Genomic DNA, 14589 nt, shown 5'->3' on the forward strand with positions numbered 1-14589 from the left:
CGCCTCACGCACTCGCAGGGCAGGAGGCCCGGAGAGCGCCGCCCCGGGGTAGCCTTTCTCTTTGGTGACTTTCTCTTTGGCCACGCAAAGAGAAAGTCACTCGGTCACCGGAAGGTAGGCGAAACTGCTTTGAGTCTCGCGCAAGCAAGACAAACGCTGCTCTTCCGCCGGCGGGCGAGAGGAGTGGAGCCAGCTCACGCCGGATAGGCCTCTACCGCGACATCCAGCGGCTGCACCGCATGCGTCTCGTCCAGGTGGAATACCGCGTCGAACTGGGCCGGCAGCGATGCGGTGAAGTAATGGCTCTGCAGTTCGGTGTCCGGGCGATACAACACGCCGATGGCGCGTTCGCGCATGGGCGTGCGCAGGACATGCGCCACCTCGCCCTGCAGCGGCAGGTAGAAGCGGTCGAGCCGGGTGTCGCGGAACAGCGACTCGTAGCTGTCCTTCCTCGCGGGAAGGACGTCGCGGCATTCGGCCTCGCCGTCCCATTCGTGCGCGGCCGTGACGGTTCCGGTGTAGGTGGTGAAGCCCACCAGCAGGGCCGCCCCCTCCCCCACGTGCTGCCTGACGAGTTGCCCCACGTTCCACTCGCCCGCGTGCGACATCTCGGTGGCGCGCGCGTCGCCGAGATGGGAGTTGTGCGCCCAGACCACGATCTTGCCCGTGCCGCCTTGCGCGCGCAGATGGCCTTGCAGGGCAAGCAGCGTATCCACCATGTGCTGGTCGCGCACGTTCCAGCTCTCGGCGCGCGAACCGAACATCGCGCGGTAGTAGCTCTCCGCGCTGGTCACCACCCACGCGTTGCGCTCGGCGAAGAAATAGGCGTCCGCCGCGTCCCGCCCGTCGCGGCCGAGGTAGTCCGGCGCGCGCTTCCACAAGGCCAGCAAGCGCTCCTGCACGGCCTGCCGGCAGTCGGGCCGGAGTCCGTACACGGCCTCGTAGCCGTAACGCTGCGGGTCGCGCACATGGTCGAGTGCCGCATATTGCCGCCGGGCGATGGCCGCCTGCTCCTCGTCGACGGTCGACAGGTAGTCCACCACCGCCTCCGCCGAGCGATACAGGCTGTACATGTCCAGGCCGTAGAAGCCGACGCGCCGCTCCGGCGGCCTTTCGAGATTGAGCGCGTGCAGGGCCTCGGCGAAGCGCAGCACCTCCTCGTTGCGCCACATCCAGCGCGGGAAGCGCCGGAAATCGTCGAAGGCGGAGGCCGCGTCGGCGTCCTGGCCCTCGCCGCGCACGAACAGGTTGATCCGGTAGGCGTCCGGCCAGTCCGCCTCCACCGCCACCGCATCGAAGCCGTGCTCGGCGATCAGGCGCAAGGTGATCTCGGCGCGCATGCGATAGAACTCCTGCGTGCCGTGGGTGGCTTCGCCGAGCAGCACCAGGCTGCGCCCGCCCACGCTTTCCAGCAGCGCGTCGTAGTCGTGCGGGCTGTCGCCCAGCCGCAGCGCTTCGCCGCGAAGCACTTCAAGCGTGCGGTGATGGAGGTTCGACATGGCTGTCCCTTCCTTGCCTGCCGGCCACTCCCTGGCCGGCAGGCAGCAGGCCTGCTCCCGGGCTTGCGAAGGATCCCGCATCCCGCGGAATCCTTCCTCCGTATGCCCGACGCGTGTCCGTACGCGCCCCCTCGACTCCGGCCTCCCTGCCCGACCCGCGGCCGGCCATCCGTGACCGGACCGGGAGCCTGAAAACCCGCCAGCCCTCAGCTGATCGTGATCTTGCGGGCGTTGCCGTTCCCCTTCTTCGGAAGCGTCAGCGTGAGCACGCCGTTGTCGTAGTGCGCATTGGCCTTGCCGCTGTCCACTTCGTTGGGCAGGCTGAACGAGCGATAGACCTGTCCGTAGTAGCGCTCCGTGTAGATGTCGCGCTCGTCTTCCTTCTTCTTGTTCTTGCTCTCGCGCTTGACCTCGGCGCTGATGGACACCTGGTTGCCGTCGATCGATATGTCGATGTCGTTCTTGTCGACGCCGGGAATTTCCGCCTTGACCACATAGGCCTGGTCGTTTTCCACCACGTCGATGCGCATGTCCGGCGCTTCCAGTTCCTGCTGCCAGCGCGGGCGCAGGCCGAAATCGCGGAAGAAGTCCTCGAACAGGGGCGAACGGGATTCGAGCCGGGTCAGCGGCTTGAAGGGGTTCCAGTGGGTAAGGTTGGCCATGGCATGGATCCTCATGGAAAAAGACAGGGGAGACTCACGCATCGTGCCTGAGTCATTGCCCAGCCTAGGCGCCGTGCGCCGCGCTCAGGTGATCCAGATCAACGTTGCACGTGATCCCTTCCCGCTCAGCGCGACGCGGCGCCTTCGCCCTGCGCATCGCCGCGCCGCAGCCACCGCGCGAACCAGTCGCCAGCCAGCTCCGCCACCGCTTCCAGCGCACCGGGTTCCTCGAATAAGTGGGTTGCATGGGGGACGAGCACCATTTTCGCGGGACAGGTCAATGCCGCCAGCGCCACGCGGTTGAGCGCGATCACCTCGATGTCGGCACCGCCCACGACCAGCAGCGTGGGGGCCTGCACGCGGGCGAGCACGCCATCGCCGGCCAGATCGGGCCGGCCACCGCGCGAGACCACCGCCTTGACCATCGCCGGGCGGCGCGCCGCCACCGCCAGGGCCGCCGCCGCGCCGGTGCTCGCCCCGAACAGGCCCACCGGCAGGGATGCCGTGCCGGCATGCCCGGCCGCCCATTGCAGGGCGCCATCGAGCCGCGTCGCCAGCCTTGGAATGTCGAAGCGCGCCGCGACATCGCTCGCCTCGTCCTCACTGAGCAGGTCGAACAGCAGCGTGGCAAGCCCCCGCGCATGCAGCGCACGGGCCACGCGGCGATTGCGCGCGCTCATGCGGCTGCTGCCGCTGCCGTGCGCGAAGACCACCAGGCCGGCAGCCTGCTCCGGCATCTCCAGGTCGCCGTCGAGCACCACGCCGTCGGCATCGATCCGCACCGCCTCGGCGCCGACGGCTGCCGGCCTGGGCTGGCGGTGCAGCAAGCGGATCACCTGCGCATCCTCGACGTCAGGGAACTCCAGGTAGAACTGGCCCACGGCGCGGAAATCCTCCGGTGCGGACAGGTACACCAGGTCGTCCGCGAGGTCGGCGATCTCCGGCAGGCTGTGCGGCGAAGCCACCGGCACCGCGCACACCAGCCGCGCCGGCCGCTGCGCACGTACCGCCAGCAGCGCCGCCCGCATGGTCGCGCCGGTGGCCAGGCCGTCGTCCACGACCACCACGACGCGCCCCGCGGGATCGATCGCCGCGTGGCGCGGGCTGTAGAGCTCGCGCCGCACCCGTATCGTCGCCAGTTGCCGGGCCGCCTCCCGCCTTATGTAGCGGTCGTCTGCGCCGACCAGCGCGGCATCCGGCGAAACCTGCATCGCGCCGCTCTCGTCGATGGCGCCGATGGCGAACTCGGCATGGCCGGGGGCGCCGATCTTGCGCACCAGCACCACATCGAGTTCGCCATCAAGGCGATCGGCCACGATCCGTCCGACCGGCACGCCGCCGCGGGGAATGGCCAGCACCAGTGGATGCTGGCCATGCAGGGACGACAGGGCCTCCGCGAGCTGCTTTCCCGCATCGACGCGGTCGCGGAAGCGGTCGATCTGCCGCAGCGTCATGGCCCGTCACCCGTTGCTCGGCGCCGCCTGCGTTCCGGCGAAGTCCACCACCAGCGTGACGCGGCGGTTCGCTTCCGCGCCGTCGCCCCACTTGCCCTTCAGCACCTGGCGGTTCTCCGCCTTGCCGTAGCTGACCACGCGCACGTGATCGGCAGCCAAGCCGCCCGTGTTGACGAGATAGTCGCGCACCGCCTGCGCGCGCGCGCGGCCGAGACGGAGGTTGTACGGCGAGCTGCCCGCCGCGTCGGCAAAGCCCTCCACCGTCACCATCGCCTGCGGATAGTTGCCGGCGATGACTTTCGCGAAGTCGTCCAGCAAGGGTTTGTCCTCGTCGCGCAAGTCGGCCTTGTCGAAGGCGAAATGGGAGATGGCATCGACGCGGACGCGCCCCTGCATCTGGGCGATCTTGGCGTCGTAGGCGGCGAAGCGCTGCTGCATCTGCTGCGAGAGGCTGTCGATCTGCTGCTGCTGCCGCTGGTCGCTGGCGCGCAGCTCGTTCACGGTCGAATCAAAGTCGGCCTTCTTGACGTATCCCTGGCAACCACCGATGGCGACCGCCAAGGCACCCAGTGAAACAACGGCGAAACGGCGATAGGAACGCATGGCTAATCCTCCTGAATGGTCCTCCTGATTGACCCGCGGCGACGGCTGCCCGGGCAGTCGCCTGCCGCGCGGTTTTTTCAATCTAGGTGGCCAGGACGGGGCGGCGTTGATCTATGTCACGCAAACCGTCCGCCCCGGGAGGCCCGGCCATGCAGGGAAACCGTGGCCTCTGTTGATCATCGTCAACAAGCGACTCCCCGCGCGGCGTCTACCCTGCAGGCCACCGTCCCCTCCACGGAATCGCCCCGGAGCCCGCCATGCCGAACACCTGGATTCTGGTTGCCGATGCCGCCAAGGCGCGCCTGTTCGAATTGCCCCGGAAAGGGGCCGATCCGGTCGAGATAGCCTGCTATGCCTATCCCGACGGCCGCACGCCGGGCCGCCATCCCCTGCACGGCAGGTTGCCGCGCACGCAGGAAAGCAACAGCCCCAGCCGCCACGCGATCGAGCCGAAGACCTCGCTGCGCGACAAGCACGCGCAGCGGTTCGCCGACACCCTGGGCGCCATCGTGCGGCAAGGGCGGCAGGAAGGCCGCTACGACAAGCTGATCCTGGTGGCGCCACCGCGTTTCCTCGGCGTGCTGCACGAGAGCCTGGACCAACAGACCGCGGCATGCGTGGTGGGCGAGGTGCGCCACGAGCTGCTGGCCCTCTCGCCGTCGGAACTGCGCACCCACCTGCCCGCCTGACGCCGCGCGTGGCCGCCACCAACGCCACCATCGGCGCGGTCTTCGACGAGATCGCCGACTGGCTCGAACTGGACCAGGCCAACCCCTTCCGCATCCGCGCCTATCGCAACGCAGCGCGCACCGTGGCGGCGTGGCCGAAGCCGCTGGGCGAATCCGGGCAGGACGCCGAGGCGTTCACTGCCCTGCCCGGCATCGGCGAGGACCTCGCGGAGAAGATCGAAGAGATCGTGCGCACCGGCTCCTGCCGGCAGCTGCGCAGCCTGCGCCGGGCGCATCCGCGCGGGCTGCGCGAGCTGCTGCGCATTCCCGGCATCGGCCCGCGACGTGCCGGGCGCCTGTTCCACGAGGCCGGCATCACCACGGCACGCCGCCTGGTCGGCGCGGCGCGCGCCGGCCGCATACGCTCGATGCGGGGATTCGGGGCGCGCAGCGAGTCGGGCCTCATGCGGGCCGCGGAGGCCTACCTGGCCAGCGACCGGCGCTGGAAGGTCTCCGAGGCCACCCAGCAGGCCAATGCCCTGGCTCGCCATCTCGGTGCATCGAAGGACGTCGCCGAACTCTGCGTGGCGGGCAGCTATCGCCGGCAGCGCGACACCGTGGGCGACCTCGACCTGCTCGTCGCCAGCCGCCGCGCCGCGGGCGTGAACCGCCTCTTCCTCGATCACCCCGAGGTGTCGCAGGTGCTCGCGCAGGGGCCGACGCGCACCAGCGTGGTGCTGAAGAGCGGCATGCAGGTCGACCTGCGCGTGGTGCAGCCCGCCTCGTTCGGCGCCGCCATGGTCTACTTCACCGGGTCCAAGGCGCACAACCTGGCCTTGCGGCGCATCGCGCAGAAGCGCGGCCTGAAGATCAACGAATACGGCGTCTACCGCGGCACGCGGCGCATCGCCGGCGACACCGAGGCCTCGGTGTACGCCACGCTCGACCTGCCCTGCATACCGCCCGAGCTGCGCGAGGACCGCGGCGAACTGGCGGCCGCCGCCCGGCACCAGCTGCCCACGCTGATCGAGCTGCGCGACCTGCGCGGCGACCTGCACGTGCACACCGACGCCTCGGACGGCCACGCCAGCCTCGCCGACATGGCCGCCGCGGCCCGCCGTGCCGGGCTGGACTACATCGCCATCACCGACCACTCCCGACACCTCACGGTGGCGCACGGGCTGGACGCCGACGCGCTGGTCCGGCAGATCGACGCGATCGACCGCTTCAACGCGGAGCACCCCGGCATCGTGGCGCTCAAGGGCATCGAGGTGGACATCCTGGAGGACGGCGAGCTCGACCTGCCGCTGTCCGTGCTGCGCCGGCTCGACCTCGTCGTCGGCGCCGTGCACAGCCAGTTCAAGCTGTCGCGCATGCGCCAGACCGAACGCATCCTGCGCGCGATGGACCACCCATGCTTCAGCGTGCTCGCCCACCCCACTGGCCGCCTGATCGGCGAACGCGAAGCCTATGACGTTGACCTCGACCGGCTGGCGCGCCACGCCCGCGAGCGCGGCTGCTTCCTGGAGATCAATGCGCAACCCGAGCGGCTGGACCTGGACGACACCGGCTGCCGCATGGCGATGGACGCGGGCGTGCGCCTGGCGATCTCCAGCGATGCGCACGATGTCCACGGCTTCGGCAACCTGCGCTTCGGCATCGGCCAGGCCCGGCGGGGCTGGCTGGAAGCGAAGGACGTGGTCAACACGCTGCCGCTGCCGCAGCTGAAGGAGACGCTCGCGAAGACCATGGGTTGAGGCGGCCGTGCCCGCCGCTTCGGAGTCCACTGCGAAACCGTCGATCCCCGCCAGCGGCCAAACTCGACCACCATAGCCATGGATCGCCCGCTTAAACGCACGTCATCCATGGTTGAACCATGCATGCATCCGAACATCAGGCATGTGAACCTGGAACCGTTATCGAAATTGCAGGGGAAGCGGCCTGTCGGACTGCCTTGAGCTCCCCAACCGGCACCGCCCTCCAAGCCTGCCCGCGAAGCTGGGACCGGACAAGGGCTTGAAGCCCCGAAGCCTAGACGCCGCGGCGCGGCCGGCCGTACAGCGCGCGCAGTTCGTCCTTGGCGGCCTCCAGGCACGCGCGCCGCTCTTCCGGCAGCGCGTCGCCGGCGCGATTGATGTAAAAGCAGAGCATGGACATCGCCGAGCGGAACGGCGTCGCCCTGCGCTGCCGGCTGGCATCGGCGGAGGCCTTCAGCGAGGCGGCGATCCGGTGGGGATCGTCCAGGGTGAACACACCCGCAGCGAGTTTCAGCGCATGGCTTTCCCGCGTCACCCGCTGCGACCAGCGCCCGGACTCGTTCTCCGGCTGACGTGGTTTGCGCGGACTCACGGTCGCCGCCGCCGCGGCGGCGTGCGCAACGTCTCGGCGCACCGCCGGAATGCCGCGCCACGGCAAGTGGCACGGCAGCCGCCAGGCCCAGCCTGCGATGCCGTCGACAAGCGACGCGGCGATGGAAAGGAACGGCTCCGGCGCCGCCTGCCATCCCTCGGCGAAGAGGCACGCCAGTTGCACAGCCGCGGGCGGAGCACACGGCGTTCCGGCCGTGACCACGTACAGGCGCATGGTGCCTGGAGCTCCGCAGATTCGGACATGAACCATCGGTGTGCATGCCTCCCGTGGCGGAGCAGCCGACAACCGCTGCCGGGACATGCCGTCACGCGCGCCGACGCCGCAGCAGCACGCATTTGAGCGCGTCGTTGATGCCGAGGCAGCTCGCCAGCGCGACACCGACGATCAGCGCGGTGTGCATCGGCGGCAGCGGCCGCAATTCGGCCAGCCCCGTCAGGCCAAGCAGGAGGCCCACCAGCGCATCGGCGAGCAGCGCCGCTGCCAGGATGGCACTCGGCCGCGACGCCCAGAAGCGTCGGCGTTCGCGGATGGACAGCATGGAAAACAGCGAGAAGAACAGCAGCGTCTGGAAAGCGAACGTGCGCAGCTGGCCTGGATGGCCGCCGAGGTCGAACCAGCGCCAGCCGAACGCGAGCAGGCCCAGCGCTTCCAGCAGCATCGCCACGCCCAGCGGCAGCGCCAACCCGACCAGCGCACCGATGTCCCAGGTCTCGGGCACGGCCGAGGCATGCACGCGGTCGGTGGCGAGCGCCACCTTGACGAAGTCCGTCATGAACACCAGCAGCAGCATGCCCAGGGCGGAGATCACGAGCTGCCCCGTCGCCAGCAGGGCGAACACGACGAAACCGGCCTTCAGGACGGCGCTGCTCACCTTGTTGATGATCCAGGTGAGCACCCGCTGGTAGATCGCGCGGCCGTTGCGCACGAGGTCGACGATGCCACCCAGGCCCTCCGTCGTCAGCACCACGCTGGCCGCGCCCTTGGCGACATCGGTGGCGCCGCTCACGGCGACGCCGACCTCGGCCTGGCGCAACGCGGGCGCATCGTTCACGCCGTCGCCGGTCATGCCGACGACGCGCCCGGCGGCCTGCAGCGCTTTCACCGCGAGGAACTTGTCCTCGGGAAACACCTCGGCGATGCCGCCCGAACGCTGCACCAGCTCCGCCGTGCCGCCCATGGCGGCGGCGTGCAGCTCGGCCGCGCCGACGATCCCGCCCAGGCCGAGCCGCGCCGCGAACACGCGCGCCACCGGCAAGGCATCGCCCGTCAGCATCTTCACGGCGACGCCCAGCGCGCGCAGTTCGTCGATGAGCCGGCGCGAATCGGGGCGCAGCGCATCGCGCAGCACGGCAAGGCCGACGAGTTGCCACGGGCTCTCGCCATCGGCCGTCGCCACGGCGAGGATGCGCGCGCCGCCCTGCACGTCCGTCGCCGCCTGCGCCTCGACGGCGGCGATCGCCGCGGCGTCGAGGCCCGCCATTTTCGCCACGGTGCGCAGCGCACCCTTCGTCACCCGCATCCTCGCACCGTTGCGGGCGACGACAGCTTCGGTGCGCCGCGTCGCGGGCGAGAACGGCATGAACGAGACCGGCACGGTGTCGCCGCCGAGCAGGCCGCACGCGCGGGCGCGGCGCAGGAAGGCCTGGTCGATGGGGTCCTGGTCGGCCTCCTGCGAGGCCAGCGCGCCGAGGCGCAGCACGTCGTCCCCGTCGAACCCCGGCTGCGGGAGCGCCCGCCGGAACGCGAGACGGTTGCGGGTGAGCGTGCCGGTCTTGTCCGCGCACACCACGTCCATGTTCGCGGCGTCCTCGGCGGCGCCGAGGCGCGTGACCAGCACGCCCTGCTTGGCCAGCTCCATCGATCCCACTGCCATGCTGACGGTGAACATCACCGGCAGCGCCACCGGGATCGCGCTCATCAGCAGCACCAGCGCAAGCGGCAGGATCTCGGCGAGGCTCAGCCCCTCGACAAGCGATGCCGCGATGGCGATCGCGACCAGCGTGCCGACGATGAGCAGCAGCCAGCGGACGACGCGCGTCACCATCTCTTCGACATGCAGCTTCGGATGCGCGCCCTGCACCAGCTGCGCGGCGTGGCCGAAATAGGTGCCGGGACCGGTCGCCACGACCACCGCCGTCGCCTCTCCTTCCCTGACGACGGAGCCGGAGTACAGCTCATCGTCGTGCTTCCTGGCCACCTCGCGGGATTCCCCGGTCAGCGCGGACTGGTCCACCCGCAGCGATCCCTCGATGACCTGTGCATCCGCCGGCACGAAATCGCCGGAGCGCAGGCGCACGACATCGCCAGGAACGAGCTCCCGTGCGGACACGACCTGCCACGCGCCGCCGCGCAGCACGCGCGCTTTCACCCGCAGCCGCCTGCGCAGCGCCGTCACCGCCGCGGTGGCGCGGTGCTCCTGCAGGAAGCCGAGCATCGCGTTGATGACGAGCAGCGCCAGGGCGACGTACAGGTCTGCCCATTTGTGGAGGAGCAGGGAGACGACGACGATCAGCTCGATCATCCAGGCCGACAGCCCCCAGAATTTCCGCGCCAGCGCGACCAGGGGATGCGCCCTGGCCACCTCCACCGCGTTCGGCCCCTGCTCGGCGAGCCGCCTTTGCGCCTCCTCGCCGGAAAGGCCCGCCGCGCTGGCGGAGAACGCGGCGAACGTTTCGGCAACCGTCTTGCCCACTGGACCGGTGCGTTCGCTCACCCGTATCTCCTCCGCGCTCCGCACCGGGATGGTCAGGACACAGGAACCTTGTCTGCCTGCAGGACCCGGTTCGCGAGTTCGGACAGGTTCGAACGCGCCGCGCCGTCGACCGTGCCCGTTTCCTGCATGCCGCGCGCGTCCAAGCGGGTACCGCACCGGGCGACACTGTCGCGGCGCGGCAGTTTGCCGGGCATGCGTTCGACGTCGTGGCAGCTCTCCGGCGCCCGTTGCCCGTCGCGGCCCGCCGTTGCACCGGCGAGGCGCCACGCGTCGTGGGCGCGCTCGCTGCTGCATGGTGCCGCATCGAGGATGAAGAGCGTGCCTGCCATCGCGTCATCTCCCGGAGTCTGCCCTGCCGCTTCCCGTGCGTGGGTCGACCACGGTTTCCGCGCCTCGTCGCCTTCCGTCCGTGGCACGGGGAAAGGTAACCAGGGCTGCCGTGGCGGCTGTTGATCTCCATCAAGCCGCGGCTGGCGGCGTGGAGCCCATGGCAACGGACCGGCTGCGGTCGATCGGGCAATGGCGTTTCGTTGATCGGCGTCAAGACGCCCGGCTCGTTCCCGCGCGAGCTTTCCGCGTGACATGGCGTGGATGCTCTCCCGTCGCGCCCCATCGAGGTGATGCCTATGACTCGCATCGTGATTCTTGGCGCCGGCCTGGGCGGCATGGCGGCGGCTTACGACCTGAAGGACGCACTGGGCGAGCAGGCCGACATCGTGGTCGTGGGCGACGGACCCTACTTCAATTTCACCCCGTCGAATCCCTGGGTTGCCGTGGGCTGGCGCAAGCCGGAGCAGATCCGCGTGAGCGTGGTCCCTCCGCTGGACAAGCACGGCATCCGCTACAGTGCGATACCGGCGGAGACGATCCTGCCTGGGGAAAACCAGGTCAGGCTGGTCGGCGGGGAAACCCTCGGCTACGACTACCTCGTCATCACCACGGGTCCCCGCCTGGCGTTCGACGAGATCCCCGGCCTGGGGCCGGAAGGCGGCTTCACGCAATCGGTATGCACCGGTCCGCACGCGGAGGCCGCCTGGCTCGCCTACCAGAAGTTCCTGGAGAACCCGGGCCCGGTCGTCGTGGGCGCGGTGCAAGGCGCCAGCTGCTACGGGCCGGCCTACGAGTTCGCCATGATCGTGGATGCCGACCTGCGCCGGCGCAAGCTGCGCGACCGCGTGCCGATGACCTTCGTGACCGCCGAGCCCTACGTCGGCCACATGGGCCTGGGCGGCGTCGGCGACTCGAAGGGGCTGCTGGAAACGGAACTGCGCCAGCGCGACATCCGCTGGATCGCCAACGCGAAGGTGACCTCGGCGGGGCCTGACCGCGTCCTGGTCGACGAGGTGGACGCCGACGGCCATCCGGTGCATTCGCACGACCTGCCCTACGCCTTCGCGATGCTGATTCCGGCGTTCACCGGCGTCGACGCGGTGCGCGGCGTGCCGGGGCTGGCCAACCCGCGCGGCTTCGTGCTGATCGACGCGCACCAGCGCCACCCCACCTTCCGCAACATCTTCGCCGCCGGGGTGTGCGTGGCCATTCCGCCGGTGGAGGCCACGCCGGTCCCGACGGGCGCTCCCAAGACCGGTTTCATGATCGAGTCGATGGTGGGCGCGATCGTCGAGAACATCCGGGCCGACGTCGAAGGCCGCCCCGCCGATGCGCGCGCCACCTGGAACGCGGTCTGCCTGGCGGACATGGGCGATACCGGCGCCGCGTTCGTGGCCTTGCCGCAGATCCCGCCGCGCAACGTCACCTGGGCCAGGAAGGGCAAGTGGGTACATGCGGCGAAGATCGCGTTCGAGAAGTACTACCTGCGCAAGGTGCGCAGCGGCCATACGCATCCGGTGTTCGAGCGCCACGTCCTCAAGCTGCTGGGCATCGAGATCTTGAAGAAGGACAAGGCGTCGCACTGATGCCTTGCCGCGCGGAAGGAGACCAGCGATGAACATCGACCGGATCGTCCTGGCCTTCGCCGGCGACGTGGTGCTGGCCGGCCTGGCGCTCGGCTATTTCGTGTCGCCGTGGTGGTTCCTGCTGGTGCTCGCCGCGGGCGTCGACCTGCTGCAGTCCGCATTCACCGGTTTCTGCCCGCTGGCCAGGCTGCTCGCCCGCCTCGGCGTGGAGCCGGGCTGCGCCTTCCCCACACACGGCGATGCCCGCACACCCGAGGCCCACGCGCACGGCATGCTTTCCGTGCCCCCGGACCCGCCGTACCGGCCGCGGCCTTCCGCACGCCACCGATTCCGCTGAGTCTGGCCGCGCGGGTCGCGATCACCGCGGTCCGCGCGCGTCGCGGACCAGGCTGGCGGCGAGCGCGATCACGCCGATGCCGCACGTCCAGTCGGCGATGAGCCGCACCAGGGGATGCCCCTGCACCAGGCCGAGCAGCGCGCCGGCCATCGCGACCAGCAACAGGCAGGTGGAGCGCGTGGAGATCGCCGGCTGGCTGGGGCGGGGCTTCATGGCGCTCGCTCCGGCGTGCTGCGGCACGCTTTCGCCGTGGCTCGTCCGGCTGCGTTCATGGCTGTACTCCCTCGTCGACGTGACCCGGCCAGCGATCCGCAGCCGCGCATCCGCGCAGCGGCCGACCCGACGGAACCCCCGTTCGTCGGCACAGGTGCGAAAAAGCATGCTGCGCCGGCACCCGGTGACGTTGACGTGCATCAAGATCGCCCTTGCCGCACTTGCCACGATGGGCCGACCGGCGGAAGGGAGACGGCCATGGCCAAGCGCGACGGCTGGCAGCAAACGGCGTACCGCTACGCGATGGTCGTACTGCTCGGCGTACTTGCGCTCCAGGCCTACCTCTGGAACCGCGGCGCGGCGGAGACCATACCCTACAGCGCATTCCTCCACGCGGTGCAGGCCGGGCAGATCGCCGACGTCACGATCACCGGCGATACGGTGCAAGGCAGCTTCAAGCAGCCCGACGCCGCGGGCCGTCCGCGCCGTTTCATGGCCGTGCGCGTGCCCGCCGACCTGGTGTCGACGCTCGCGCCGACGGGCGTGAGCTTCCACGCCGAGCCCGGCCCGAGCCCGTTCTGGCGCGTGCTGGCGTGGCTGTTCCCGCTGCTGGTGTTCGGCGTGGGCTGGCTGTACCTGGCCGGCCGGGGCGCCGGCGCGCGCGGCGACGGCCTGATGGCGATCGGCAAGAGCCGGGTCAAGGTCTACCTGGAGCGCGGCATCGGCACCACCTTCGCGGACGTGGCCGGCGTGGACGAGGCCAAGGACGAGCTGAAGGAGATCATCGCCTTCCTGCGCGACCCGAAGGGCTACGGCCGGCTGGGCGCGCATATCCCCAAGGGCGTGCTGCTGGTGGGTCCGCCCGGCACCGGCAAGACCCTGCTCGCGCGCGCCGTGGCGGGCGAGGCCGGCGTGCCGTTCCTGTCGATCAGCGGCTCGGAGTTCGTGGAGCTGTTCGTGGGCGTCGGTGCGGCGCGGGTGCGCGACCTGTTCGAGCGCGCCCGCTCCAACGCGCCCTGCATCATCTTCATCGACGAGCTGGATGCGCTCGGCCGCGCCCGCGGCATCTCACCGGTGAGCGGCGGGCAGGACGAGAAGGAGCAGACGCTCAACCAGTTGCTCACCGAACTGGACGGCTTCGACCCGAGCAGCGGCGTGGTGCTGCTGGCCGCCACCAATCGCCCGGAGATCCTCGACCCCGCCCTGCTCCGCGCGGGCCGCTTCGACCGGCAGATCCTGGTGGACCGGCCGGACAAGGCCGGGCGCGTGGCGATCCTGCGCGTGCACGTGCGCGGCGTGAAGCTCGACCCCGCGGTCTCGCTGGAGGAAATCGCCGCGCTCACCACCGGCTTCACCGGTGCGGACCTGGCCAACCTGATCAACGAGGCCGCCCTGCTCGCCACGCGCCGGCAGGTGGATGCCGTGCAGCAGCGCGATGTCACCGAGGCGATCGAGCGCATCGTCGCCGGCCTGGAGAAGAAGACGCGCATCCTCAGCCCGGCGGAGCGCCGCGTGGTCGCCTGTCACGAGCTCGGCCACGCACTGGTCTCGCTGAGCCTGCCCGGCGTGGACACCGTGCAGAAGGTGTCGATCATCCCGCGCGGGGTGGCGGCGCTGGGCTACACGATCCAGCGCCCCATCGAGGACCGCTTCCTGATGTCGCGCGGCGAGCTGGCCGACAAGATGGCCGTGCTGATGGGCGGCCGCGCCGCGGAGTCGCTGATGTCCGGCGATATTTCCACCGGCGCGGCGGACGACCTGGCCAAGGCCACCGACATCGCGCGCCACATGGTGCTCAGCTACGGCATGACCACCGAACTCGGTCAGGTGAGCTACCAGGCGGACACGCCCACCATGCTGGACATCAGCCGCGTCGAGCAGTGCCCCCGGCCCTACAGCGACCCGACCGCTGCCGCGGTCGACCGCGCCGTGCGCGACCTCGTCGATGGGGCCTATGTGCGGGCGCGGGCCATCCTTGCCGAGCGGCGCGCCGTGCTGGAGCGCGCCGTCGCGCAGCTGCTGGCGAAGGAATCGCTGTCCGGCGACGAGCTGCGCGCCCTGCTGGCCGAACGTGGCACGGCACCCGTACCGGTGAGCTAACGCCACGCACCTTCCCGAACGCCTGGTCCACGGCCCCGCATGATCATGCGCCGG

Annotated in this window: 12 protein-coding genes; 5 read left to right on the plus strand and 7 right to left on the minus strand. The window is 70.2% G+C overall.

Annotated elements, in window-relative coordinates:
• Nucleotides 1-194 precede the first annotated feature (194 nt).
• The 4 genes from ACQGNW_RS14305 to ACQGNW_RS14320 all read right to left on the minus strand — a co-directional run bounded on the left by ACQGNW_RS14305 (nucleotide 195) and on the right by ACQGNW_RS14320 (nucleotide 4218).
• Entirely contained in the window at nucleotides 195-1499 is a 1305-nt protein-coding gene (locus ACQGNW_RS14305; RefSeq protein WP_426663887.1) for an erythromycin esterase family protein, read from the minus strand.
• A gap of 206 nt (nucleotides 1500-1705) precedes the next feature.
• On the minus strand, nucleotides 1706-2161 hold the full coding sequence (locus ACQGNW_RS14310) for an Hsp20/alpha crystallin family protein (RefSeq protein WP_426663888.1): 456 nt from the start codon (nucleotides 2159-2161) through the stop codon (nucleotides 1706-1708).
• Between the two features lie 125 nt (nucleotides 2162-2286).
• On the minus strand, nucleotides 2287-3615 hold the full coding sequence (locus ACQGNW_RS14315; protein ID WP_426663889.1) for a phosphoribosyltransferase family protein: 1329 nt from the start codon (nucleotides 3613-3615) through the stop codon (nucleotides 2287-2289).
• 6 nt (nucleotides 3616-3621) lie between these two features.
• Nucleotides 3622-4218, minus strand: a complete 597-nt coding sequence (locus ACQGNW_RS14320) for an OmpA family protein (protein ID WP_426663890.1) — start codon at nucleotides 4216-4218, stop codon at nucleotides 3622-3624.
• Between the two features lie 257 nt (nucleotides 4219-4475).
• On the opposite strand from ACQGNW_RS14320, the gene ACQGNW_RS14325 reads away from it, so the two are divergent.
• Both ACQGNW_RS14325 and polX read left to right on the plus strand, forming a co-directional pair.
• Entirely contained in the window at nucleotides 4476-4907 is a 432-nt protein-coding gene (locus tag ACQGNW_RS14325; RefSeq protein ID WP_426663891.1) for a host attachment protein, read from the plus strand.
• Between the two features lie 8 nt (nucleotides 4908-4915).
• Entirely contained in the window at nucleotides 4916-6643 is a 1728-nt protein-coding gene (gene polX, locus ACQGNW_RS14330) for a DNA polymerase/3'-5' exonuclease PolX (RefSeq protein WP_426663892.1), read from the plus strand.
• A gap of 274 nt (nucleotides 6644-6917) precedes the next feature.
• Here the strand turns inward: polX and ACQGNW_RS14335 are convergent, their stop codons facing one another.
• A complete protein-coding gene (locus tag ACQGNW_RS14335; protein ID WP_426663893.1) occupies nucleotides 6918-7469 on the minus strand; it encodes a DUF3175 domain-containing protein in 552 nt (183 codons plus the stop codon).
• Between the two features lie 91 nt (nucleotides 7470-7560).
• Nucleotides 7561-10263, minus strand: a complete 2703-nt coding sequence (locus ACQGNW_RS14340) for a plasma-membrane proton-efflux P-type ATPase (RefSeq protein WP_426663894.1) — start codon at nucleotides 10261-10263, stop codon at nucleotides 7561-7563.
• A 332-nt stretch (nucleotides 10264-10595) separates the two neighbouring features.
• Between ACQGNW_RS14340 and ACQGNW_RS14345 the strand changes: the two genes are divergently transcribed.
• Nucleotides 10596-11885, plus strand: coding sequence for an NAD(P)/FAD-dependent oxidoreductase (locus ACQGNW_RS14345; protein WP_426663895.1), 1290 nt, complete (start codon nucleotides 10596-10598; stop codon nucleotides 11883-11885).
• Nucleotides 11886-11913: 28 nt separating this feature from the next.
• A complete protein-coding gene (locus tag ACQGNW_RS14350) occupies nucleotides 11914-12222 on the plus strand; it encodes a YgaP family membrane protein (protein WP_426663896.1) in 309 nt (102 codons plus the stop codon).
• Nucleotides 12223-12243: 21 nt separating this feature from the next.
• Here the strand turns inward: ACQGNW_RS14350 and ACQGNW_RS14355 are convergent, their stop codons facing one another.
• Nucleotides 12244-12435 (minus strand): hypothetical protein, encoded by a 192-nt coding sequence (locus tag ACQGNW_RS14355; protein WP_426663898.1) that lies wholly within the window; start codon nucleotides 12433-12435, stop codon nucleotides 12244-12246.
• A 258-nt stretch (nucleotides 12436-12693) separates the two neighbouring features.
• Here ACQGNW_RS14355 and ftsH point away from each other — a divergent pair, with 258 nt between their 5' ends.
• On the plus strand, nucleotides 12694-14535 hold the full coding sequence (ftsH, locus tag ACQGNW_RS14360; protein WP_426663900.1) for an ATP-dependent zinc metalloprotease FtsH: 1842 nt from the start codon (nucleotides 12694-12696) through the stop codon (nucleotides 14533-14535).
• The last annotated feature ends 54 nt before the right edge of the window (nucleotides 14536-14589 follow it).

It is taken from the genome of Rhodanobacter aciditrophus, assembly GCF_050026795.1.
Classification (GTDB): domain Bacteria; phylum Pseudomonadota; class Gammaproteobacteria; order Xanthomonadales; family Rhodanobacteraceae; genus Rhodanobacter_A.